This is a genomic window from Pseudomonas sp. Arb-4-2C (genome assembly GCF_055755015.1).
The window spans coordinates 742,943-766,794 of the sequence record NZ_CM146899.1 but is presented as its reverse complement, the minus strand read 5'-3'; the positions used below and the strand labels follow the sequence as shown (position 1 = coordinate 766,794).

Here is a 23,852-nt window from a genome sequence, read left to right as displayed (position 1 = left end):
GCGGCTGATCAGGCGCGCCGTCAAACAGCGAGAACCGAAATGTCCGAAGACAACATCCTCACCGCCAGCGGCTGGGTTCGCGGCCGGCTGATCCACGAACACGGCAAAGTTGTGTCGATCGAAGGCGTGCCCTGCGATCCGGCCGACAATGACCTGCCGTATCTGCTGCCGGGCTTCATCGACCTGCACGTCCACGGCGGTGGTGGCAAAGACATCATGGAAGGCGCTAGCGCCTTCGAGACCATCACCAAGACCCACGTGCGCTTCGGCACAACCTCGCTGCTGGCCACCACCATGACCGCACCGAGCGCCGAGATCTCCAGCGTCCTGAAGGAAGTCGGAGAATTCTGCGAACAGCGTCCGAAAGGCGCCGCCCGCGTGCTTGGCGTACACCTCGAAGGCCCGTACATCAATCCCGGCAAACTCGGCGCGCAACCGAACTTCGCGCACACCGCGTTGATGGCCGAAGTCGAAGAGTATCTGGCGCTGGCGCCGATTCGGGTGATCACCATCGCCCCGGAAATCGCCGGTCACGACGCTTTGATCCGCGAGTTGAGCAGCCGTGGTGTGCGCATGCAGATCGGCCACACCCTTGGCAGTTACGAAGAAGGGGTCGCTGCACTCGATGCCGGCGCGACCAGTTTCACTCACCTCTACAACGCCATGAGCCCGCTGCATCACCGCGAACCCGGGATCGTTGGCGCGGCACTGGCCCACGCCACATTCGCCGAGCTGATCCCTGATTTGCTGCACGTGCATCCCGGCGCCATTCGTGTGGCCTTGCGCTCGATCCCGTGCCTGTACTGCGTCACCGATTCGACTGCCGCCGCCGGCATGCCCGACGGTGAATACAAGCTGGGCAGCCACACCGTGACCAAATGCCTGGGCGGCGTACGCCTGCCCGACGGCACCCTGGCCGGCAGCACCCTGACCATGGATCAGGCCCTGCGCAACCTGGTGAAGATCGGTTTGCCGATCGCCGAAGCCTCGCAGCGTCTGTCGCAATTTCCCGCCGACTACCTCGGCATCACCGAACGCGGGCGCCTGGCACCTGGCGCCTGGGCCGACTGCGTGCGGCTGGATCGCTCACTCACACTGACCGCTGTCATGGTCGAAGGAGAAGACATTGACTTCAAAAATGCTTGAGGAGGCGCTGTCCTCGTTCGAGGCCGTGCAAGCCCAACTGCAACAGCTCGACCCGCAAATGATCGAGATCGCCGGGCGCCTGCGCCGTCAGCCGCCGCAAGTTGCGATGACTGTCGCCCGTGGCAGCTCCGACCACGCGGCGAGCTACTTCGCCTACCTGACCATGCAGCAATTGGGTGTGCCGGTGGCGTCGTTGCCGATGTCGGTGGTGACCATGCAGCAGGCACCGTTGAAGGTCAGCGGCCAGGTCGCGTTTGCGTTTTCGCAATCGGGACAGAGCCCGGATCTGGTCAACAGCCTGCGTCTGTTGCGCAAACGCGGCGCGCTGAGCGTGTCGATGGTCAACGCCGCCGATTCGCCTTTGGAAGCAGCGTGTGAATTCAGCCTGCCGCTGCTCGCTGGCACCGAAAGCAGCGTCGCCGCGACCAAGAGCTTCATTGCCACCCTCAGCGCCAGCGCCCGCCTGATCGCGCACTGGAAAGAAGACCGCGAATTACTCGAGGCACACAACGCCCTGCCCGAAGGCCTGCGCGAAGCCGCGCAACAGGACTGGAGTGCCGCCATCGACGCGCTGCGCGATTGCGAACGGCTGATGGTTATCGGCCGTGGCGCAGGCTTTGCCATCGCCCAGGAAGCAGCGCTGAAATTCAAGGAAACCTCGGCGATTCAGGCTGAAGCTTTCAGCAGTGCCGAAGTCCGTCACGGCCCGATGGCCCTGATCGACGAGCACTATCCACTGCTGGTGTTCGCGCCACGTGGCGCCGAGCAGGCCGGTCTGATCAGCCTCGCGGCGGAGATGCGTCAACGCGGCGCCCGTGTATTGCTCGCCGCGCCGGACGACATTCTCGAACGCGACCTGACCCTGAGCCGCGCCGAACACCCGGCCCTCGACCCGATCCTGGCGATCCAGAGTTTCTACGTGATGGCCGCCGGCCTGGCCGTGGCCCGAGGCATGGACCCGGATCAACCGCGCCACCTGAGCAAAGTGACCCGCACGCACTAAGTCCGAATGACTGCACACCTGATGAGACCGAGCCATGCACAACAACAATAAAGAGCTGACCCTCAGCGCCCCGCTCAGCGGCCCGGTGCTCACGCTCGCCAAAGTCCCGGACGCGGTGTTCGCCAGCGGCGCGATGGGTGACGGCATTGCCATCGACCCGATCAACGACACGCTGTATTCGCCGTGCGCCGGGGTGATCATTCACGTCGCCCGCACCGGCCACGCGCTCACGGTGCGTGCCGACAACGGCGCGGAAATCCTCCTGCACCTGGGCCTGGACACCGTTGAACTGAACGGCGAAGGCTTCTCGATGCTGGTCAAGGAAGGTGGCCGCGTCAGCAAGGGTCAGCCTTTGTTGCGCTACGACCTGGACAAGGTCGGCCAGCAATGCAAAAGCCTGGTCAGCCTGTTGATCCTGACCAACAGTCAGGATTTTCAGGTGCGCCCGATCACGCTCAAGGCGGTAAAGGTCGGTGACCCCCTGCTGCACATCGTTGCCCGCAACAGTGCGGCGGCTAATCCTGAAATGCTTGGCGGGCCTGAGGTCCACGGGCATGTGCTGGTGGCTCATCGTGGCGGCCTGCATGCGCGCCCTGCTGCGCTGATTCGCCAGACCGCGCAAGGCTTCAAGAGCCAATCGCAGCTGCACTTCGCTGGCAAATCGGCGCCGTGCAACAGCCTGATCGGGCTGATGGGGTTGGCCGTCGGTGAGCAGGATGAAGTGCAGGTCAGTTGCCAGGGGCCGGACGCCGAAGCCGCGCTGCAAGCGTTGCTCGGCGCATTGGCCACCACGCTGCCCGAGGATCACCACACCGTCGCACCGGTCAGCGCTGCACCACGCAAACGCCCCGCCGAAGCTGGCGTCCTGCAAGGTGTGTGCGCCGCACCGGGACTGGTCGGTGGGCCGCTGTTTCGCCTGAATGCGATCAGTCTGCCGGCGGATACCGGCAATCATGATCCGCGGGTGCAACAACAGGTTCTTGAGTCGGCGTTGAGTCAGGTTCGTAGCGAAATCCAAGCCACCCTGACCCAAGCGAAAAAGCACAAGAACGCCGACGAAGAAGCGATCTTCGCGGCGCATCTGGCACTGCTCGAAGACCCGGCCTTGCTCGACGCCGCACAGCACGCCATCGACCAAGGCGCGGCGGCGACTCACGCCTGGAGCCAGTCGATCGATGTCCAGTGTGACGTGCTGCAACACACCGGCAGCGCACTGTTGGCCGAACGCGCCAATGACCTGCGCGACCTCAAGCAACGCGTGCTGCGTGCGCTGCTTGGCGAAGCCTGGCATTACGAGGTGCCGGCCGGCGCCATCGTTGCCGCGCATGAATTGACGCCGTCGGATCTGCTGCAACTCAGCGCGCAAGGTGTCGCCGGATTGTGCATGGCCGAGGGCGGCGCGACCTCGCACGTGGCGATTCTGGCGCGGGGCAAGGGTCTGCCGTGCATGGTTGCGCTGGGGTCGGCTTTGCTCGATCAGCCGCAAGGGCAATCAGTGGTACTGGATGCTGACGGCGGTCGCCTTGAACTGACCCCGAACGCCGAACGCCTGGCCGAAGTTCAGCAAGCGCAAATCGAGCGCCAGCAACGCCGCGACGCACAACAAGCCAAGGCCCACCTGCCCGCCGAAACGCGCAATGGCGTGGCGATCGAAGTGGTCGCCAACGTCGCCTCAAGTGCTGAAGCGGCCGACGCATTCGCCAACGGCGCCGACGGCGTCGGCCTGCTGCGCACCGAATTCCTTTTCGTTGATCGCCAAACGGCGCCAGACGTTGAAGAACAGCGCGTCGCCTATCAAGCCGTGCTGGATGCGATGGGCGACCAATCGGTGATCATCCGCACCATCGACGTCGGCGGCGACAAGCAACTCGACTACCTGCCGCTGCCTGCCGAAGCCAACCCGGTGCTCGGCTTGCGCGGCATTCGGCTCGCTCAGGCCCGTCCGGAAATCCTCGACCAGCAACTGCGTGCGCTGCTGCAAGTCAGCCCTCTGCGCCGTTGCCGAATCCTGTTGCCGATGGTCACCGAGGTCGATGAACTGCTGCACATCCGTCAGCGCGTCGATGCGCTGTGTCTGCAGTTGGGCATCAGCCAACGCCCGGAAATCGGCGTGATGATCGAAGTCCCCGCCGCCGCGCTGCAAGCCGAGCAACTGGCCGAACACGCCGACTTCCTCTCGATCGGAACCAACGATCTGTCGCAATACACCCTGGCCATGGATCGCGACCACGCAGGCTTGGCCGCCCGGGTCGATGCCCTGCACCCGGCGCTGCTGCGCCTGATCGCCATGACCTGCGCAGGCGCAGCGGTGCACAAGCGTTGGGTCGGTGTCTGCGGCGCCCTCGCCTCCGATCCACTGGCAACACCAGTGCTGATCGGCCTGGGCGTCACCGAACTGTCGGTCAGCCCGGTGCAGATCGGGGAAATCAAGGACCGCGTGCGTCAGTTGCACGAGGCCGAATGCCAACGCCTCAGCCACGACCTGCTCAAACTGAACAGCGCCGCTGCGGTTCGTCACGCCTGTCATCAACATTGGCCTCTGCGCTAACAAAAACAAAAAGGACGAACGCCATGTACCAACTCTTCATCGAAGGCCTGCAACGCCTCGGCCGCGCGCTGATGCTGCCGATCGCGATCCTGCCGATTGCCGGCCTGCTGCTGCGTCTGGGTGACACCGACCTGCTGAACATCGCGATCATCCACGATGCCGGGCAAGTGATCTTCGCCAACCTGGCGATGATTTTCGCCATCGGCATCGCCGTCGGGTTCGCCAAGGACAACAACGGCACCGCCGGCCTCGCCGGAGTAATCGGTTATCTGGTGATGATCTCCACGCTCAAGGTGCTCGACGCGAGCATCAACATGGGCATGCTCGCCGGGATCGTCAGCGGCCTGATGGCTGGTGCGCTATACAACCGGTTCAAGGACATCAAGCTGCCGGAGTATCTGGCGTTCTTCGGCGGGCGTCGGTTTGTGCCGATCGTCACCGGTTTTGCGGCGGTCGGTCTGGGCGTAGTGTTCGGCTACATCTGGCCGCCGATCCAGCATGGCATCAACAGCTTCGGCAGCCTGATGATGGAAAGCGGCAGCTTCGGCGCCTTCGTCTTCGGCGTGTTCAACCGCTTGCTGATCGTCACTGGCCTGCACCACATCCTCAACAACATGGCGTGGTTCGTGTTCGGCAATTTCACCGATCCGACCACAGGTGCGCTGGTGACTGGCGACCTTTCACGCTACTTCGCCGGTGATCCGAAGGGCGGCCAGTTCATGACCGGCATGTTCCCGATGATGATTTTCGGCCTGCCGGCAGCCTGCCTGGCGATGTACCGCAACGCCCTGCCGGAGCGGCGCAAAGTGATGGGCGGGATTTTCCTGTCGATGGCCCTGACCTCGTTTTTGACCGGGGTAACCGAACCCATCGAATTCGCCTTCATGTTTTTGGCGCCGCTGTTGTATCTGCTGCATGCGTTGCTGACCGGGTTGTCGATGGCGATTACCAATGCGTTGAACATTCACCTGGGCTTCACGTTCTCTGGCGGTTTTATCGATATGGTGTTGGGTTGGGGACGCTCGACCAATGGCTGGCTGGTGATTCCCGTGGGGCTGGCGTATGCCGTGGTGTATTACGCGGTGTTTGATTTCTGCATTCGTCGCTTCAATCTGAAAACGCCGGGGCGTGAAGATGTTGCGGCGGCCGACAAGGCTGTTCTCACCGAGAACGAGCGCGCTGCGGCCTACATCAAGGCACTCGGTGGCGCAGAGAATCTGGTGACGGTGGGTGCGTGCACCACCCGTCTGCGCTTGGAAATGGTCGATCGCAACAAGGCCTCCGATGCTGATCTGAAAGCACTGGGTGCGATGGCGGTGGTCCGTCCGGGCAAGGGTGGCAGTTTGCAGGTAGTTGTCGGACCGATGGCCGACAGTATTGCTGATGAGATTCGCCTGGCGATGCCGGCGTTGGGGCGTGCGCTGGTAGCTACGTCAGCGGTGGTTATCGATGAACCAAAAGCGATTGTGGTCGCCGGTTCCGAGGCCCAGCAATGGTTGAATGCGCTGGGCGGTGGCGACAACGTGCTGCAACTGGACTGCATTGCGATGAGCCGGATTCGCTTGCAACTAGCGGATGGCAAGGCGTTGTCCGAGGCTCAGTTGAAAGAGCTGGGCTGCCAGGGTGTCAGCCAGTTGGAAGGTGGAATCTGGCATCTGTTGGTGGGTGACAAGGCTGCAAGCTTGAGCGGAGCGCTTGAGGCGTTGGTCAATCGCAGCGAGGTGAGTGCGAAGGTTTAATCGACACAAAAAACCCGGCTTAGGCCGGGTTTTATCGCCGACAAATTCAGCTCAGGATGAATGCTGTTCCGCTTGGTAATGGCGGGTCTGAAATGGCATCAGCGTTTGAACCTTCAATCCAAGGCTTTCTGCTAATCCCCAGGAGACGGCCAATTCATCTTTGCGATTGCGTAACGAAACCTTGATTGGAGGCGCGACATCCTGCTTCGGCGTCGAGTGCGCGAAAAGCTCCAACGCATGAAGCGTTTCCAGCACGCGGGTATCCGAGACACACGAGAACCGCGTAAATCGCTCCAGCAGGTAAGCGGCACGACGGCGTTCAATATCATCACGATGATGCTTCAGGAACGCCTTGACCTCGCTTTCAACATTCGAATCCGAGTACCAGACTTCTTTCGCAGCACTCACCAGTGCTACGTCGTCGGCCTGATTCAGAGGGCTTCTGACGAGAGTGTCTAACGCGGATGAGAGGACGTGAGCGTCATTCACCTTCGGCATCTGCTTTCTCCAGGTAGTCCTGCAATATGTTGGTCAGAACAGAGGTCGATTGCGCTTTATTGCCAACATATACATCAATTGCCTGCAATGCCAGACGCCGTAGTTCGCCGGTCAGTATGAACCCACACCTTAGAAGCGCATTGATGTCTGCAATATCGTGATCTGTAGCCCTGCCCAACTTTGTAATGGCTATGTCGACGGGTGCAGCAATATGGATGTGTAGAGGAGACTCCAGCGAAAACTCTGACATGGGAATACTTCGAGACCAATAATCCTCGTGAATCGGGCCAAAGCTAGTGTTGTATTGCAGGTCGTAGTTCAACTCCATCTTTCGAGCAGAAAGCTCATCGACAAAGGGCTCCGGGACCTCCGCCAGTAGTGTGCGCAAGTCGAATCCTGCCGGAATGCATGCCTCATAGATTTCCGCATCGACATCCAACGATATGCGGTGATGGGTATAGAGGTGAACTGCGCATCCTCCAAACACAATGATCTTCACCGCTCCCGGTGCTGAGTTCTCCTGAATCAGTTCCGCCTCGACTGACTTGAACATCGATACCAGCGCCCGTCCCAACGCAGTATTCGTGTTGATACGAGGTGTGACGACGGGACGCAATTCCATTTTGAACCTCAGAGTCATATCGAAGGTTTCAGTGAACGGAGCTACATCCCGTTTTCGGTCTATTGCCAGGCCCGCTGTTGCCAGAGACAACCTAAGGTAGAGAGGCTACTTCCGAGGGACAACCTGAAAAAACGGTAGGAAAAAACTGCTATTTGATGAGGTACAGGATGTATTCCGACAACTGCGAAAACGCTTTCGCGAGCAAGCCCGCTCCCACAGGGAATGCATTTCAAATGAGGGAGCCAGCCTGCTGGCGATGAACGATGACGCGGTCGTCAGGTTTGTGGGTCGACCCGATCCAGTGCTCGGTTTACTGCCAGTTCGGCAAGCATGACGATTTGCTGGATGCCTAGTGCAGTGCTGCGTTGCGCACCGGTTAACTCGTTAGCAAAGTTGCTGGCGGCGCTTGCTGAGGCCAAGGACTCACAGGCGTGGGCAAGCAGGCTTTCGGTGTCGACACCGGGATGGACGAGGAACATCGTGCTGGGTCGGCGAGATTTTGCGGGTTCGGGACAGAGGTAGAAATCGAGGGCGCGTTTGATGGCTTCGCGGTTTCGGACCATCTCTTCGGCGCGGAGGGCTTCTTCGAGTGGAGTGGTGGTTTCGTGGGGTGGATCTGGAACAACTTTATCGGACATAAAAACTCTGCACGCAATAGAGCGTAGAGAGCGGGCGCCTGACGGACAACCTGAAAACATCGTGGGAAGGTTCTGCGATTTCGACACAGATTTAAACATACCAAATCTCTATGTTGACTGGATTGGCCCCATCGCCAGCAGGCTAGCTCCCACAGTGGGGTTTGTGTGCATTCAGCTAGAAAAAGGGCGGCTGTCAGGGCGCTATCGCTGGCAAGCCAGGCTCCCACAGGGATTGGGTACATCTGCGATTTTTGGTTGGCTGTGAGGTCGCTATCGCGAGCAGGCTCACTCCTACAGTTGGACTGAGTGCATCTGCAAGAAACAGGTCGGCAGCAAGGCCAGCACCCACAGTTTCCAATTGCAAACCTCCACCGCGGCAAAGCCGCCCCACTCAAATGGTCGAGTGTCAGCTCGCCGAAAGCTCTTGATCTTGATTCACAGGCCCCGTCGGCAGGCTGAGTGGAGGGATTTATCCGGGGGTGGGAGCGCAGCGACCGTTCGACGAAGTCGAACACATCGAGAGGAGGTGCAGCGAAGCAAACCGGAGACGATGCGCCCGGATGGATCACGGAGCGAAGGAACCCCGAGCCTTAGCGAGTGGGCCGAACGTTGGGGCAAGCCTTTTTGGTTACTTTTGAGGCGTTTGTCAAAAGTGACCCGTCGTAAGGACGGAACCCTAAGCAGCCGTGACCGCAGGAATGGATATGTACTCGATCAGCCAGAACATCATTGCCTGAGCCAACGCCTTCGCGAGCAAGCCCGCTCCCACATTGGAACCCCATCGCCCGAAAAATCGGGGGCAACAAAAAACCCGCAGACAATCACTCATCTGCGGGTTTCCTGTTTCAGCAGCAAGAAAGATCAGAAATCCTCCAGCCGCCACACCTCATAAGCCGGCGTCTCATAGGGATGGCTCAACTTAAGAGCCGCCACCACAGCGCGAATCAACTCATCCGCCACCACAAGCTCAACCTTCCATTCCTCAACCCGCTCAACCTGCCCCGCCTCGCCAATGAACGGCTGACTGCCGTCCAACGGTCGAAACTGGCCCAGACCGAGCACCTGCCACGCGCAGTGGTCATAGTCACCGATCCGCCCACCACCGGCAGCGAACACAGCCCCTTTGACCACTTCGACATGACTGTCAGGAACAAAAAACCCGAGCTTGTACACAGGCCTTAGTTCACCCAGACGCGAGCATTACGGAACATGCGCATCCAAGGAGCGTCCTCGGTCCAGTCTTCCGAACGCCACGAGTTCTGCACGGCGCGGAACACGCGCTCCGGGTGCGGCATCATGATCGTCACGCGACCGTCGCGACTGGTGAGACCGGTGATCCCGCGCGGCGAACCGTTCGGGTTGGCCGGGTAGGCTTCGGTGACCTTGCCGTGGTTGTCGACGAAACGCATCGCCACGCAACCCGACAGATCGGCTTCCAGCAGTGCCTCTTCGCTGGAGAACTCGGCGTGACCTTCACCGTGAGCAATGGCGATCGGCATACGCGAACCGGCCATGCCTTGCAGGAAGATCGAGTTCGACTCCTGGATCTGCACCATCGCCACGCGCGCTTCGAACTGCTCGGAGCGGTTACGCACGAAGTGCGGCCAGAACTCGCTGCCCGGGATCAGCTCGTGCAGGTTGGACATCATCTGGCAACCGTTGCACACGCCGAGGGTGAAGCTGTCGTTACGTTCGAAGAAGCCCTGGAACGCATCGCGGGCGCGGCTGTTGAACAGTGCCGACTTGGCCCAGCCTTCACCGGCGCCGAGTACGTCGCCGTAGGAGAAACCACCGCACGCTACCAGACCTTTGAACTCGTTCAGGTCGACGCGGCCGGCCAGAATGTCGCTCATGTGCACGTCGATCGCATTGAAACCGGCGCGGTCGAACGCGGCCGCCATTTCCACCTGACCGTTTACGCCCTGCTCGCGCAGCACGGCAACCTGTGGGCGGATGCCTTTCTTGATGTAAGGCGCGGCGATGTCCTGGTTGACGTCGTAGCTCAGCTTGACGCTCAGGCCCGGGTTGTCTTCTTCCAGCAGCACGTCGAACTCTTGCTCGGCGCAGTCGGCGTTGTCACGCAGACGCTGGATCTGGTAGCTGGTTTCAGCCCAGGTACGTTGCAGCAGACGGCGCTGACCTTCGAACACGGTGTCACCGTTGAAGGTGATGTTGATCTGGCCGTTGTTCATTGGCTGACCGATCACCGACACGCAGTCGCCCAGACCGGCCGCGCTGAATTGCGCGAGGATGTCTGGCGTGGCGTCCTGACGAACCTGGATCACGGCACCCAGTTCTTCGTTGAACAGAATGGCGGCGATTTCTGCCGAGGACTCGGCAACGCTGTCCAGGTTCAGGCTCAGGCCGCAGTGGCCGGCGAAGGCCATTTCCACCACGGAAGTCAGCAAACCACCGTCGGAACGGTCGTGGTAAGCCAGCAGGTGACCGTCGGCGTTGAGGCCCTGGATCACTGCGAAGAAGGCTTTCAGGTCTTCGGCGTCATCGACGTCCGGCGCGTGTTTGCCGAGTTTGCCGTGAACCTGTGCCAGGATCGAAGCGCCCATACGGTTCTGACCGCGACCGAGGTCGATCAGGATCAGGTCGGTGGTGCCCTTGTCCATGCGCAGTTCCGGGGTCAGGGTCTGACGGATGTCAGCCACTGGCGCGAAACCGGTCACGATCAGCGACATCGGCGAGGTCACGGTTTTTTCTTCGCCGTTGTCATTCCAGCGGGTGGCCATGGACATCGAGTCCTTGCCCACCGGAATGGTGATACCCAGCTCAGGGCACAATTCCATGCCGACCGCTTTCACGGTGTCGTACAGACGCGCGTCTTCGCCCGGGTGACCGGCAGCCGACATCCAGTTCGCCGACAGTTTGATGTCGGAGATCTTGTTGATGCGCGACGCAGCGATGTTGGTCAGGGTTTCGCCGATGGCCATGCGGCCCGAAGCCGGGGCGTCCAGCAGTGCCAGCGGAGTACGCTCGCCCATCGCCATCGCTTCGCCGGTGTAGACGTCGAAACTGGTAGCGGTGACGGCAACGTCGGCCACCGGAACCTGCCATGGGCCGACCATCTGGTCACGAGCCACGAGGCCGGTGATGGTGCGGTCGCCGATGGTGATCAGGAAGCTCTTGCTCGCAACGGCCGGGTGGTGCAGAACGCGCTCGATGGATTCGGTGATGTCGAGGTTCGACGGATCGAAGTCATCGCCCAGCTCGGCTTCGCGAACCACCGAACGGTGCATGCGCGGGGCCTTGCCCAGCAACACTTCCAGTGGCATGTCCACCGGGTTGTTGCCGAAGTGGCTGTCGGTCACGGTCAGTTGCGGTTCGGCGGTCGCCTCGCCCACTACGGCAAACGGGCAACGCTCACGTTCGCAGATCGCCTGGAAGCGCTCGAAGTCAGCCGGGCCGACGGCCAGAACGTAACGTTCCTGGGATTCGTTGGACCAGATTTCGTGCGGGGCCATGCCCGGCTCGTCGTTTGGAATGTTGCGCAGTTCGAAACGGCCACCGCGCTCGCCGTCGTTGACCAGTTCCGGGAAGGCGTTGGACAGACCGCCCGCACCCACGTCGTGGATGAAGCTGATCGGGTTTTTGTCGCCCAGTTGCCAGCAACGGTCGATGACTTCCTGGCAGCGACGCTCCATTTCAGGGTTTTCACGCTGCACGGAAGCGAAGTCGAGATCCGCCGAGCTGGTGCCGGTGGCCATCGAGGAAGCGGCGCCGCCGCCCAGACCGATCAGCATCGCCGGGCCGCCGAGCACGATCAGCTTGGAGCCAACGACGATCTCGCCTTTCTTGACGTGTTCTTCGCGGATGTTGCCCATGCCGCCAGCGAGCATGATCGGCTTGTGGTAACCGCGAACTTCGTCACCGTGCGGAGTGGTGATCGATTGTTCGAAGGTACGGAAGTAGCCAGTCAGGGCCGGACGGCCGAATTCGTTGTTGAACGCGGCACCGCCCAGCGGGCCTTCGATCATGATGTCCAGTGCGGTAACGATGCGCTCAGGCTTGCCGTACGGCACTTCCCACGGCTGTTCGAAGCCCGGGATCTGCAGGTTGGACACGGTGAAACCGGTCAGGCCGGCCTTTGGCTTGGCGCCACGACCGGTTGCACCTTCGTCACGGATCTCGCCGCCGGAACCGGTGGATGCGCCCGGGAACGGAGCGATCGCCGTCGGGTGGTTGTGGGTTTCAACCTTCATCAGGATGTGCACCGGCTCCTGCACCGCGCCGTACTGGCGGGTCTCGGGATTCGGGAAGAAGCGGCCGGCCACATTGCCGACAATCACCGAGGCGTTGTCCTTATAAGCCGACAGAACGCCTTCGCTGTGCATCACGTAGGTGTTCTTGATCATGCCGAACAGGCTTTTTTCCTGGTTCTGGCCGTCGATGTCCCAACTGGCGTTGAAGATCTTGTGGCGGCAGTGCTCGGAGTTGGCCTGGGCAAACATCATCAGTTCGATGTCGTGCGGGTTGCGCTTGAGACCGGTGAAGGCGTTGACCAGGTAATCGATCTCGTCTTCGGCCAGGGCCAGGCCCAGCTCGGTGTTGGCCTTTTCCAGCGCGGCGCGGCCGCCAGCGAGGATGTCGATCGCGGTCAGCGGTTTCGGCTCGGCGTGGCTGAACAGACCGGCGGCCTGTTCCAGGTTGCCCAGCACGATCTGGGTCATGCGGTCATGCAGCACGTCGGCGATTTGCTGAGCTTGAGCGTCGCTAAACTGGCCGGCCACGTAGAACGCGATACCGCGCTCCAGGCGCTGGATTTTGCTCAGGCCGCAGTTGCGGGCGATGTCGCTGGCCTTGCTCGACCATGGCGAGATGGTGCCGAAACGCGGCAACACCAGAAACAGACGGCCGGTCGGCTCTTGTACCGGAACGCTTGGACCGTACTTCAGAAGGCGCGCAAGCACCTGCTGTTCGTCGCCGGTCAGGACGCCGGTGACTTCGGCGAAGTGAGCGAATTCAGCATACAAGCCACTGACAGCTGGAACCTTCTGGCTCAGTTGCTCAAGGAGTTTGCTGTGGCGAAAGGCAGAAAGGGCAGGAGCGCCGCGCAGGATCAACATCTTCGGGACAGCCTCGGGAAGGGGTGTGCTTTGAGGCCGTGCATTCTAGCCTAAACCGCCTTCAACATCACCCGAAACGCTACGCACGGTTGCACTCGGATATCAATCTGTGTTTCTGCCTTTGAAGTCAAATTTCGAGGGTCTGCGGGCAGCGCTTATTTTTTCTGTCACAAAATGCCCTCGAGCCCCATTCCTGCGGGGTTTCGGCCAGTTTTGTGATCGCTAGCAGACAAGCCCTTCACTGTCGAGATATGGCGCCCGTGGCCGTTTGCGTATACTGCGCAGATGTTTTTCCCAACGGCTTTGCGTCCGCGGTACGCCAAATGGCTGATCGCAACCGGACTCTTCCTGGTGCTCGGTGGCTGTGTTGATAAACCCAACACACTCGAGCGCGTAAAGGAGGATGGTGTGCTGCGGGTGATTACCCGTAACAGCCCCGCCACCTACTTTCAGGATCGCAGCGGTGAAACCGGCTTCGAATACGAGCTGGTGAAGCGTTTCGCCGACGATTTGGGGGTCGAGCTGAAAATCGAGACCGCCGACAACCTCGACGACCTGTTCAACCAGATCGGCAAACCGAACGGCCCGGTATTGGCCGCAGCCGGCCTGGTCAGCAGCGAAGATCGCAAGAAACAGGTGCGGTTCTCCCACTCTTACCTCGAAGTCACGCCGCAGATCATCTATCGCAACGGACAGTCACGGCCAACCGATCCCGGCGATCTGGTCGGCAAGAAGATCATGGTGCTCAAGGGCAGCACCCACGCCGAACAGTTGGCGGAGCTGAAAAAGAAATTCCCCGGCATCGAATACGAAGAATCCGACGCGGTGGAAGTGGTCGACCTGTTGCGCATGGTCGATGAAGGCCAGATCGATCTGACCCTCGTCGATTCCAATGAAGTGGCGATGAATCAGGTGTACTTCACCAACATTCGCGTAGCCTTCGACCTCGGCGATGCACGCAGCCAGAGCTGGGCCGTGGCCCCGGGCGAAGACAACAGCCTGCTCAACGAGATCAACGCCTACCTCGACAAAGTGCAGAAAAACGGCACCCTGCAACGTCTGAAAGACCGCTACTACGGCCACGTCGATGTCCTCGGCTACATGGGCGCCACCACCTTCGCCCAGCACTTGCAGCAGCGCCTGCCAAAATACGAACAGCACTTCAAGACCTACGCCAAGAAAGAGAAAGTCGACTGGCGCCTGCTGGCGGCCATCGGCTATCAGGAATCGCTGTGGCAACCGGCGGTCACCTCGAAAACCGGCGTGCGCGGCCTGATGATGCTGACGCAGAACACTGCCCAGGCGATGGGCGTATCAAACCGTCTCGATCCCAAGCAAAGCATCATGGGCGGCGCCAAGTATCTGGCCTACATGAAGGATCAGCTCGATGATTCGATTCAGGAGCCGGACCGCACCTGGTTCGCGCTGGCGGCTTACAACGTCGGCAGCGGTCACCTTGATGACGCACGCAAACTCGCATCCCGCGAAGGTCTGAACCCGGATAAGTGGCTGGATGTGAAGAAGATGCTGCCACGCCTGTCGCAGAAGCAGTGGTACAGCAAAACCCGCTACGGCTACGCCCGTGGCGGCGAGCCGGTGCACTTCGTGGCGAACATCCGTCGCTACTACGACATCCTGACCTGGGTGACCCAGCCGCAGCTTGAAGGCGATCAGGTGGCCGAGGGCAATCTGCATGTGCCCGGTATCGACAAGTCCAAGCCGGCGCAGGAAAACCCGCCGCTCTAGTCCAGCCACCCCAAATCAAATGTGGGGGCGGTGATGCGGCAATCCGACTTGATCGCGAAAGCAATCTGACAGCCAACGGAATCGTTGAATGTCAAACCGCTTTCGCGAGCAAGCCCGCTCCCACATTATTTTGTGCAAATGTTTAGGCCTTTGCAGCCGCCAGGATCAGCGCCTTCATTTCCGATACGGCAGACTTGAACCCGACGAACAACGCATGCGCCACCAGCGCGTGGCCGATGTTCAGTTCGTTGATGCCCTTGATCGCCGCCACGGCTTCGACGTTGTGGTAGTGCAGGCCATGGCCGGCATTGACGATCAGGCCCTGCGCCAGACCAAACGCCACGCCGTCCGCCACACGCTTGAGCTCTTCAGCGACTTCGGTCGGCGTTTGCGCATCGGCATAACGTCCGGTGTGCAGCTCGATGGCCGGTGCGCCCACGCGCTTGGACGCGGCGATCTGACGTTCATCCGCATCGATGAACAGCGACACTTCACTGCCGATCTTCGACAGACGCTCGACCGCTGCCTTGATGCGCTCTTCCTGCCCCGCTACATCCAGACCACCTTCGGTGGTCAGCTCCTGACGGGTTTCCGGCACCAGGCAGATGTGCGCCGGACGGATGCGTTCGGCGAACGCCATCATCTCTTCGGTGACGCCCATTTCGAAGTTCATGCGGGTCTGCAGCACGTCCTTGAGCAACAGCACGTCGCGTTCCTGAATGTGCCGGCGGTCTTCACGCAGGTGCACGGTGATGCCGTCGGCACCCGCCTCTTCTGCGTCCAGCGCCGCCTTGACCGGATCCGGGTAGCGCGTGCCACGGGCCTGACGCAGGGTGGCGACGTGGTCGATGTTCACGCCAAGAAGAATGCGATTGCTGGTGGTCACGGATGCGCGCTCCTGAAGAAAAAGATTCGGCGCACAGCATACACGGGGCTAGGGTTTACGAAACAGCTCGCGACTGACGAGGGGCCGACCGCCGAGGTGAACGGCCAGTGCCTGACGCATCAACCGCTTGGCCGCGGACAGTGCGCCGGGGGCGGTCCAGTCGGCTTCGGCCATGGCCAGTAATTCAACGCCATTGAACAGACCGGGTTGCAACAGGAAAACCCGCTCCAGTCCCGCGTCCACTTGCAGGCGATAGAGGCCATCCGGCGCGACGGGCTCACCGTGAATATCAGTGTTCAGGGAAAAGCCGTAACCGAGATCGTCCAGCAGTCGCCATTCGAAGGAGCGCAGCAGTGGCTCCAACGGACGGCCTTCGGCCAATGCCAGCAAGGTCGCGGCATAGTGATCGAATACACCGGGGTGCGGGTCTTCGGCGGGCAGCAAGCGGATCAGTAGCTCATTCAGATAGAGACCGCTGAACAGCGCTTCGCCGTTAAGCCACGCTGAAGTCCCAGAACTCTCCATGCGCCCGACATTCTTCAACTCACCCTTGCCACGAAACTCGACTTCCAGCGACACGAAGGGCCGCGCCAACGTCCCGGCCTTGCCCCGCGCACTGCGCAACACTGCCCGCAGCCGCCCTTGCGGCGTCAGGAAGTCCACCAGCGCGCTGGTTTCGCGGTAGGCGCACGAATGCAGGACGTAGGCGGGTTGGGCGAGAGGTGGGGTTTGCGACATGAAGTTCTCGATGAAGACACGCAGGTTTACTCACAACCCAAAACTACTGTGGGAGCGGGGTCGCTCGCGAAAGCGCTGAATCAGTCAAAGTATATGTCGACTGACACTGCGCATTCGCGAGCAAGCCCGCTCCCACAGGGTGTTCTCTGGTGTAACAGAAAACCGGTGTTACAGGTCGCCGTAACCCAGCGAACGCAATGCACGCTCGTCGTCGGACCAGCCGCCCTTCACCTTGACCCACAGGTTGAGCATGATCTTGGAGTCGAACAGCAACTCCATGTCCTTGCGCGCTTCGGTGCCGATGCGTTTGATGCGCTCGCCCTTGTCGCCAATGATGATCTTCTTCTGACCGTCACGCTCGACGAGGATCAGCGCGTGAATGTGCAGGGTCTTGCCCTGCTGCTTGAACTCTTCGATTTCGACGGTGATCTGGTACGGCAACTCGGCGCCCATCTGGCGCATGATTTTCTCGCGCACCAGCTCAGCGGCGAGGAAACGGCTGCTGCGGTCGGTGATCTGGTCTTCCGGGAAGAAGTGATCGTTCTCCGGCAGATGATCGGCGATGACCTTTTCCAGCGCATCGAGGTTATGCCCGTGCTGCGCCGAAATCGGGATGATCTGCGCGTTCGGCAGCTGTTCCTGCAACCACGACAGGTGCGGCATCAGCTCGGCCTTGTCTTCGATGCGGTCGGTCTTGTTCAGCGCGACGATCAACGGGCCGGTCACGTACTGCACGCGCTCCAGGACCATCTGGTCTTCTTCGGTCCACTTGGTGCGGTCGACCACGAAGATCACCACGTCGACGTCTTTCAACGCCGCCGAAGCGGTCTTGTTCATGTAACGGTTGAGGGCCTTTTCGCCACCCTTGTGCATGCCGGGGGTGTCGACGTAGATCGCCTGCACGTCACCTTCGGTCTTGATCCCGAGCATGTTGTGACGGGTGGTCTGCGGCTTGCGCGAGGTGATCGCCAGCTTCTGCCCCAAAATGTGGTTCAGCAGCGTGGACTTGCCCACGTTGGGACGGCCGACGATGGCAACGTAGCCACAGCGAGTTGCGTTTGTATCAGTCATTGCCATTCTCCACGCCCAGGGCAATCAGTGCTGCGGCGGCCGCTACCTGTTCGGCAATACGACGGCTCACACCCTGACCTCGGCTTTTTTCATTCAATAAGACCACTTCGCATTCGACGAAGAAGGTACGGCAGTGCGGCTCACCCTGGATATCCACCACTTCGTAGCGTGGCAGTTCACAACCGCGCGATTGCAGGTGTTCCTGCAGACGGGTCTTGGGATCCTTGTTGGTGTCGACCAGCGTCAAGCCTTCGAACTCACCGGCCAGCCAGGCCAGTACACGCTCGCGGGCGACATCCATGCCGGCGTCGAGGTAGATCGCACCGATCAACGCCTCGAGGGCATCGGCCAGAATCGACTCGCGTCGGAAGCCGCCACTTTTCAGTTCGCCCGAGCCCAGCCGCAGGTAATCACCCAGGTCGAAACCACGGGCCAGCACAGCCAGTGTCTCACCCTTGACCAGGCGCGCGCGCAAACGCGACAACTGGCCTTCGCGGGCCAGCGGGAAGCGATCGAACAGCGCCTCGCCGGCAACGAAGTTGAGGATGGCATCGCCGAGGAATTCCAGGCGTTCGTTGTTACGCCCGGCAAAGCTGCGGTGCGTGAGGGCCAGCAGCATCAGCTCCTGATCCTTGAAGGTGTAACCGAGCTGGCGCTCGAGACGGCTTAGAGAAACGCTCACGGTTTACCCACGCTGAGTTCGTGGCTGGATTCCACCGCCATCGCCGGGGTACGGCGCAGGCCTGGGACAATTAACGCTGTGTTCAAAAATTACGTCCTGAATATCGTGGCTTCATGCCCTGGCGCCGATTTGTGTCGACTCCAGAAATGCATTCGGCGCTGTGGTCAACAGCGCCGTGATTGATTACTTGATCAGGCCAACCCGCGAGAAATTCGGCAGGTGGCTGAGTTTCGGTTCCGGCCAGCTCATCCAGACAGCGAAGGCTTTGCCGACGATATTCTGGTCGGGAACCATGCCCAGCAGATCCTTGGGAATGTTCGGATCATCCCAGTAGCGACTGTCGTTGGAGTTGTCGCGGTTGTCGCCCATCATGAAGTAATGGCCGGCCGGGACAGTCCAGGTATGGTCCGGGGTCGCGCGGTAGCGGCTCATTTCCTTGCGGATCAGGTGCTCGGCCGCGCCGAGTTTTTCCTTGTAGAGCTCGGCACTGCCCAGCGTGCCCGGCTCGGAGCCGACCAGTTGCTCGGCAATCGACTCGCCATTGACCAACAGGCGCTTGTCGGCGGTGTAACGTACCGTGTCGCCCGGCAGGCCGACTACACGCTTGATGTAGTTGACGTTCGGGTCGCTCGGGTAGCGGAACACCATCACATCGCCACGCTGTGGATCACCGACTTCGATGATTTTCTTGTCGATCACCGGCAGGCGGATCCCGTAAGAAAACTTGTTCACCAGAATGAAGTCGCCGACGTCCAGGGTCGGTTTCATCGAGCCGGACGGGATTTGGAACGGTTCCACCAGGAACGAACGCAGCACCAGCACGATGAACAACACCGGAAAGAACGACTTGCCATATTCGACCAGCAACGGCTCTTTGTTCAGTTTCTCGACCACCACGGGTTCGGGCTGGCTGACACTGCCTTGATAAGAGGCAATGGCAGCACGCCGACGCGGCGCCAGGAACAGCAGATCGAGCAACGCCAACAGGCCGCAGACGAACACGGCGATGACCAGCAACAGCGGGAAATTTAGTGACATAGGACCTGACTATTCCAACCTGAGCACGGCAAGGAAGGCTTCTTGTGGAATTTCCACGTTGCCGACCTGCTTCATGCGTTTCTTACCGGCCTTTTGCTTTTCAAGCAGCTTTTTCTTACGGCTTACGTCACCGCCGTAGCATTTGGCCAATACGTTCTTTCTGAGCGCCTTGACGGTTGTCCGGGCAACAATCTGACCGCCAATGGCAGCCTGGATGGCCACGTCGAACATCTGACGAGGAATCAGTTCTTTCATCTTCTCGGTCAACTGGCGACCTTTGAAGTGCGAATTGTCACGGTGCACGATCAACGCCAGGGCGTCGACTTTGTCACCGTTGATCAGCACGTCCAGTTTCACCAGATTAGCCGATTGGTAACGATCGAAATGGTAATCCAGCGAAGCATAGCCGCGGCTGGTGGATTTGAGACGGTCGAAGAAGTCCAGGACCACTTCGTTCATCGGCAAATCGTAAGTGACCTGCACCTGATTACCGAGGAACAGCATGTCGACCTGCACACCGCGTTTCTCGATGCACAGGGTGATGACGTTGCCCAGGTGTTCCTGCGGAACCAGGATGTTGGCGCGCACGATTGGCTCGCGCATGTCTTCGATGGCCGACACATCCGGAAGCTTGGAGGGGTTGTCGACGTAAATCGTTTCACCGGTTTTCAGCACCAGCTCGAAAATTACCGTTGGCGCGGTGGTGATCAGGTCCAGGTCGTATTCGCGCTCCAGGCGCTCCTGGATGATCTCCATGTGCAGCATGCCGAGGAACCCGCAACGGAAGCCGAAGCCCAGTGCGTCGGAGCTCTCCGGGGTGTACTGCAGCGACGAGTCGTTCAGGGTCAGTTTCTGCAGCGCTTCGCGGAAGTCCTCGAAGTCGTCGGAGCTGACCGGGAACAGACCGGCGTAAACCTGTGGCTGAATGCGTTTGAAGCCCGGCAGCACCGGAACGTCCGGCGTGGAGCTCAGGGTCAGGGTGTCACCGACCGGCGCACCGTGAATGTCCTTGATGCTGGCGATGATGAAGCCCACTTCGCCGGCCTTGAGGTCGACGGTGGCGGTGTGTTTCGGATTGAACACGCCGACGCTGTCGACCAGGTGCACCTTGCCGGTGGACTTGACCAGGATCTTGTCGCCCTTCTTCACGCGGCCATGACGCACGCGCACCAGGGAGACAACGCCCAGGTAGTTGTCGAACCAGGAGTCGATGATCAACGCTTGCAGCGGATCTTCGATGTTGCCGGTCGGTGCAGGAATGGTTGCGACCAGACGCTCGAGCACTTCGTCGACACCCAGGCCGGTCTTGGCGCTGCAGGTGACGGCGTCGGTGGCGTCGATGCCGATGATCTTCTCGATCTCGTCCTTGACGCGGTCCGGCTCGGCCTGTGGCAGGTCGATCTTGTTCAGTACCGGCATGACCTCAAGGCCCTGCTCGATGGCGGTGTAGCAGTTGGCCACGGACTGGGCTTCAACACCCTGACCGGCATCGACCACCAGCAACGCACCTTCACACGCGGCCAGGGAACGGCTGACTTCGTAGGTGAAGTCGACGTGGCCCGGGGTGTCAATGAAGTTCAGCTGGTAGGTGACGCCATCTTTGGCTTTGTAATAGAGGGTAACGCTGTGGGCCTTGATGGTGATCCCGCGTTCGCGCTCCAGATCCATGGAATCCAGTACCTGGGCTTCCATTTCACGCTCGGCCAGGCCACCGCACATCTGGATGAAACGGTCAGCCAGCGTCGACTTGCCATGGTCAATGTGGGCGATGATGGAGAAATTGCGGATATGACTCAAATCACTCACGGATCAACACTCAAAAAGGCTGCAGGCTTGGCCCGCCGAAAAATAGCCGGGAATTGTACCTGATACACGGCGCAAGCGTCACGTTCGCCTGTCACCCGGATTGCATACGAAAACGCCCCGATCTGTCGACCGAGGCGTTTTCGCGGTTAAAGCATTGGCAACGACACGGCCATCAACCGGCCCGTCGCAATAGCCAGACACCCGCCAGCGCACAGACCGTGGCCGGCACCAGCACCGCGAACAGCGGCGAGAAACCGAACACCAGGCTCGATGGGCCGAGCAAATCCTGGACGATGCGGAAGGTGAAGCCCACCAGCACGCCGGTGAACACCCGCTGACCGAGGGTTACCGAGCGCAACGGGCCGAAGATGAAGGAGATCGCCATCAGCACCAGCGCGGCGGTGACCAGCGGCTGCAACACCTTGACCCAAAATGCCAGCCAGTAACGGCCGTTGCTCAGGCCCTGGTCCGCCAGATAGTGGATGTAGCCCCACAGACCGGAAATCGACAGCGACTCCGGAGCCATCACTACCGTGTTGAGCAGTTGCGGGCTCAGCGACACGTCCCACTGCTCGCTCGGGGCGTTCAGCACTTCGGTGCTGCGCTCATGGAAGACCGTGGTGGTCACGTCGGTGAGTTGCCAGCGGCTGCCATCGAACTCCGCGCGCTTGGCGAAGCTGGAGCTCAGCAGGTGACGTTCCTTGTCGAAGTGATAGCGGGTCACGCCATACAACAGGCCGTTGGGTTGCACGGCGTTGATATGGATGAACTCCTCACCCTGACGGTGCCACATGCCATGTTTGGCGCTCTGCGCGTCGCCGCTGCCTTGCGCCAGCGAGCGATTGGCCTGAGCCATGCTTTCGGTAGCCGGCGCCACGTACTCGCCGATCAACACGCCGGCCAGCATCAGCACCAGCATCGGTTTCATGACCGCCCAGACGATACGCCCGATGGACACGCCAGCGGCACGCATGACCGTCAGCTCGCTGCTGCTGGCCAGGCTGCCAAGACCGATCAGGCAGCCGATCAGTGCGGCCATCGGCAGCATTTCATAGAGGCGGCGTGGCGCGGTAAGGATAACGAAGCTCAAAACGTCGGTCAGCGTATAGGTATCGCTGACGTCGCTCATCTCGTCGATGAAGGCAAACAGGGTCGCCAGACCCAGGATGATCGCCAGCACGGCGATGATCGCCATGAATACGCTGCTGCCGATGTAGCGGTCGAGTTTAACCACGGGCCACCTCCAGCGCAGCGCTGCGGCGACTGGCCAGCTTCAGGCGCAACGGCTCCCAATACAGCAGGCCCAGACCGATGACCAGGAAGATCCCGTGCACCCACCACAGGCCAAGGGCCGGTGGAATCTTGCCTTTTTCGAGGGCGCCGCGGGCGGCAATCAGGATGGTCAGGTAAGCCATATAAAGAAGAATCGCCGGCAGCAGCTTCAGGAAACGGCCCTGACGCGGATTGACCCGCGACAGCGGCACCGCCATCAGGGTCACGATAAATACCAGCAATGGCAGCGAAAGACGCCATTGCAGTTCAGCCTTGGACCGCTCGTCGTCGTTGCTCAGCAAGGTCGAGGTCGGCATCGCGTCACGGTCGGTGACTTCGTCGCTGGCATCGGGCTTGGGCAGCAATACGCCATAGGTCTCGTATTTGATCGCGCGATAATCGGCCTGCCCCGGGCTGCCGTCATAACGATAGCCATTGTGCAGGATCAGGTAGCGGTTGCCGTCCGGGTGGATTTCCTGACGGCCCTTCTCGGCCACCAGCACGGAAATCCCGCGGTCCTTCTGATTGGCGCCCAGGTTCTTCTGCGAGATGAATACTCCGCTGAGGTTGACGCGATCGTCGGTCAGGGTCTCGGTGTAGGTCACCCGGGTGCCGTCGCGCAGCGCCTGGAAACGGCCCGGCTCGAGGGTATCGAATTCGGTCAGGGCATCCTGCTTGTTCAGCAGCAGCTGGAACTGATTGGCACCTTGCGGGGCCAGGCTCAGGCTCAACCACGCCACCACCAGCGCCACCAGCGTCGCCGGAAACAGGGTCATGCGCAGCAGACGCTGCTGACTCATGCCGGTGGCCGAGAGCACGGTCATTTCGCTTTCGAGGTACAACCGGCCATAAGCCAGCAGGATCCCGAGAAACAGGCCCAGCGGCAGGATCAGTTGCATGAACCCCGGCAGACGGTAACCCATGATCAGGAACAGAGATCCCGGATCGAGTTGGCCCGCAGCGGCCTGGGCAAGGTATTTGATGAAGCGACCGCTCATGATGATGACCAGCAGCACGGCGCTGACGGCGCTCAGGGTCAACATCACTTCACGGGACAGATAACGGAAGACGATCAAACCAGACACTCCAGGGTTGTCAGGCTAAGGCGGCCAAACAAGCAAACGTCTCGACCGGCCCGCAATGCAGAGCCGTCGAAAAAAGATGCGGCATTATCCTGTGATTGAGGGCGCCTGTCACTGCGCACACTCACCCAAGCGTGCATTCCGTTGAAGATCATACAACCGAGGGTTGTCAGGCGCGGTGAGCGAGGTTCAAACTGCCGCCTTTGTCGCAGGCACTGGCCTGCGCCTCTTCTATCTATAAGCAGGCGACTGCGGCCACCGT

The 23,852-nt window shown here is 60.6% G+C and carries 18 protein-coding genes; 5 read left to right on the top strand and 13 right to left on the bottom strand.

Annotated elements, in window-relative coordinates; genetic code table 11:
* Positions 1–39: 39 nt before the first annotated feature.
* From nagA to nagE, 4 genes are read left to right on the top strand one after another with little or no spacing between them, the layout of a single operon-like run.
* Entirely contained in the window at positions 40–1,146 is a 1,107-nt protein-coding gene (gene nagA / locus AC0J41_RS03345) for an N-acetylglucosamine-6-phosphate deacetylase (RefSeq protein WP_025112177.1), read from the top strand.
* A complete protein-coding gene (locus AC0J41_RS03340) occupies positions 1,127–2,149 on the top strand; it encodes an SIS domain-containing protein (protein WP_025112176.1) in 1,023 nt (340 codons plus the stop codon). The genes nagA and AC0J41_RS03340 overlap by 20 nt, the downstream gene beginning before the upstream one ends.
* 34 nt (positions 2,150–2,183) lie before the next feature.
* Positions 2,184–4,697, top strand: a complete 2,514-nt coding sequence (gene ptsP / locus AC0J41_RS03335) for a phosphoenolpyruvate--protein phosphotransferase (RefSeq protein ID WP_473014560.1) — start codon at positions 2,184–2,186, stop codon at positions 4,695–4,697.
* Positions 4,698–4,720: 23 nt separating this feature from the next.
* Positions 4,721–6,436 (top strand): N-acetylglucosamine-specific PTS transporter subunit IIBC, encoded by a 1,716-nt coding sequence (gene nagE / locus AC0J41_RS03330; protein ID WP_473014559.1) that lies wholly within the window; start codon positions 4,721–4,723, stop codon positions 6,434–6,436.
* Between the two features lie 51 nt (positions 6,437–6,487).
* On the opposite strand, the gene AC0J41_RS03325 is transcribed toward nagE, so the two are convergent.
* The 5 genes from AC0J41_RS03325 to purL form a co-directional block, all read right to left on the bottom strand.
* Positions 6,488–6,934 carry a hypothetical protein gene (locus AC0J41_RS03325; RefSeq protein WP_473014558.1) on the bottom strand — a complete coding sequence of 149 codons (447 nt, stop codon included), beginning with the start codon at positions 6,932–6,934 and terminating at the stop codon, positions 6,488–6,490.
* Entirely contained in the window at positions 6,918–7,556 is a 639-nt protein-coding gene (locus tag AC0J41_RS03320; protein ID WP_473014557.1) for a DUF6036 family nucleotidyltransferase, read from the bottom strand. The genes AC0J41_RS03325 and AC0J41_RS03320 overlap by 17 nt, the downstream gene beginning before the upstream one ends.
* A 275-nt stretch (positions 7,557–7,831) precedes the next feature.
* Positions 7,832–8,194: a DUF6124 family protein gene (locus tag AC0J41_RS03315; RefSeq protein WP_473014556.1), complete on the bottom strand. Its 363-nt coding sequence runs from the start codon at positions 8,192–8,194 to the stop codon at positions 7,832–7,834.
* An 861-nt stretch (positions 8,195–9,055) separates the two neighbouring features.
* Positions 9,056–9,367, bottom strand: coding sequence for an NGG1p interacting factor NIF3 (locus tag AC0J41_RS03310; protein ID WP_473014555.1), 312 nt, complete (start codon positions 9,365–9,367; stop codon positions 9,056–9,058).
* 5 nt (positions 9,368–9,372) lie between these two features.
* On the bottom strand, positions 9,373–13,269 hold the full coding sequence (gene purL / locus AC0J41_RS03305; protein ID WP_473014554.1) for a phosphoribosylformylglycinamidine synthase: 3,897 nt from the start codon (positions 13,267–13,269) through the stop codon (positions 9,373–9,375).
* Positions 13,270–13,554: 285 nt separating this feature from the next.
* On the opposite strand from purL, the gene mltF reads away from it, so the two are divergent.
* Complete coding sequence (mltF, locus tag AC0J41_RS03300) at positions 13,555–15,015, top strand: membrane-bound lytic murein transglycosylase MltF (RefSeq protein WP_081794904.1); 1,461 nt, start codon at positions 13,555–13,557, stop codon at positions 15,013–15,015.
* 142 nt (positions 15,016–15,157) lie between these two features.
* On the opposite strand, the gene pdxJ is transcribed toward mltF, so the two are convergent.
* The 8 genes from pdxJ to lptF form a co-directional block, all read right to left on the bottom strand.
* Complete coding sequence (pdxJ, locus tag AC0J41_RS03295) at positions 15,158–15,901, bottom strand: pyridoxine 5'-phosphate synthase (RefSeq protein WP_025112169.1); 744 nt, start codon at positions 15,899–15,901, stop codon at positions 15,158–15,160.
* Between the two features lie 48 nt (positions 15,902–15,949).
* Positions 15,950–16,639 carry a DNA repair protein RecO gene (gene recO, locus AC0J41_RS03290; RefSeq protein ID WP_473014553.1) on the bottom strand — a complete coding sequence of 230 codons (690 nt, stop codon included), beginning with the start codon at positions 16,637–16,639 and terminating at the stop codon, positions 15,950–15,952.
* 168 nt (positions 16,640–16,807) lie between these two features.
* Positions 16,808–17,710 carry a GTPase Era gene (gene era / locus AC0J41_RS03285; protein ID WP_003221935.1) on the bottom strand — a complete coding sequence of 301 codons (903 nt, stop codon included), beginning with the start codon at positions 17,708–17,710 and terminating at the stop codon, positions 16,808–16,810.
* Positions 17,703–18,392, bottom strand: a complete 690-nt coding sequence (gene rnc / locus AC0J41_RS03280) for a ribonuclease III (protein ID WP_024011703.1) — start codon at positions 18,390–18,392, stop codon at positions 17,703–17,705. The genes era and rnc overlap by 8 nt, the downstream gene beginning before the upstream one ends.
* Before the next feature lie 183 nt (positions 18,393–18,575).
* Positions 18,576–19,430, bottom strand: a complete 855-nt coding sequence (lepB, locus tag AC0J41_RS03275; RefSeq protein ID WP_025112167.1) for a signal peptidase I — start codon at positions 19,428–19,430, stop codon at positions 18,576–18,578.
* Between the two features lie 9 nt (positions 19,431–19,439).
* Complete coding sequence (gene lepA, locus AC0J41_RS03270) at positions 19,440–21,236, bottom strand: translation elongation factor 4 (protein ID WP_025112166.1); 1,797 nt, start codon at positions 21,234–21,236, stop codon at positions 19,440–19,442.
* A gap of 172 nt (positions 21,237–21,408) precedes the next feature.
* Positions 21,409–22,470: an LPS export ABC transporter permease LptG gene (lptG, locus tag AC0J41_RS03265; RefSeq protein ID WP_025112165.1), complete on the bottom strand. Its 1,062-nt coding sequence runs from the start codon at positions 22,468–22,470 to the stop codon at positions 21,409–21,411.
* Positions 22,463–23,584: an LPS export ABC transporter permease LptF gene (gene lptF / locus AC0J41_RS03260; RefSeq protein ID WP_025112164.1), complete on the bottom strand. Its 1,122-nt coding sequence runs from the start codon at positions 23,582–23,584 to the stop codon at positions 22,463–22,465. Before lptF ends, lptG begins: the two co-directional genes overlap by 8 nt.
* Positions 23,585–23,852: the final 268 nt, after the last annotated feature.

Coding starts and splice junctions, on each gene's coding strand:
- nagA (WP_025112177.1), top strand. CDS start 40: ATGTCCGAAGACAACATCCTCACCGCCAGCGGCTGGGTTCGCGGCCGG.
- ptsP (WP_473014560.1), top strand. CDS start 2,184: ATGCACAACAACAATAAAGAGCTGACCCTCAGCGCCCCGCTCAGCGGC.
- nagE (WP_473014559.1), top strand. CDS start 4,721: ATGTACCAACTCTTCATCGAAGGCCTGCAACGCCTCGGCCGCGCGCTG.
- AC0J41_RS03325 (WP_473014558.1), bottom strand. CDS start 6,934: ATGCCGAAGGTGAATGACGCTCACGTCCTCTCATCCGCGTTAGACACT.
- AC0J41_RS03320 (WP_473014557.1), bottom strand. CDS start 7,556: ATGGAATTGCGTCCCGTCGTCACACCTCGTATCAACACGAATACTGCG.
- AC0J41_RS03315 (WP_473014556.1), bottom strand. CDS start 8,194: ATGTCCGATAAAGTTGTTCCAGATCCACCCCACGAAACCACCACTCCA.
- purL (WP_473014554.1), bottom strand. CDS start 13,269: ATGTTGATCCTGCGCGGCGCTCCTGCCCTTTCTGCCTTTCGCCACAGC.
- mltF (WP_081794904.1), top strand. CDS start 13,555: ATGTTTTTCCCAACGGCTTTGCGTCCGCGGTACGCCAAATGGCTGATC.
- recO (WP_473014553.1), bottom strand. CDS start 16,639: ATGTCGCAAACCCCACCTCTCGCCCAACCCGCCTACGTCCTGCATTCG.
- era (WP_003221935.1), bottom strand. CDS start 17,710: ATGACTGATACAAACGCAACTCGCTGTGGCTACGTTGCCATCGTCGGC.
- lepB (WP_025112167.1), bottom strand. CDS start 19,430: ATGTCACTAAATTTCCCGCTGTTGCTGGTCATCGCCGTGTTCGTCTGC.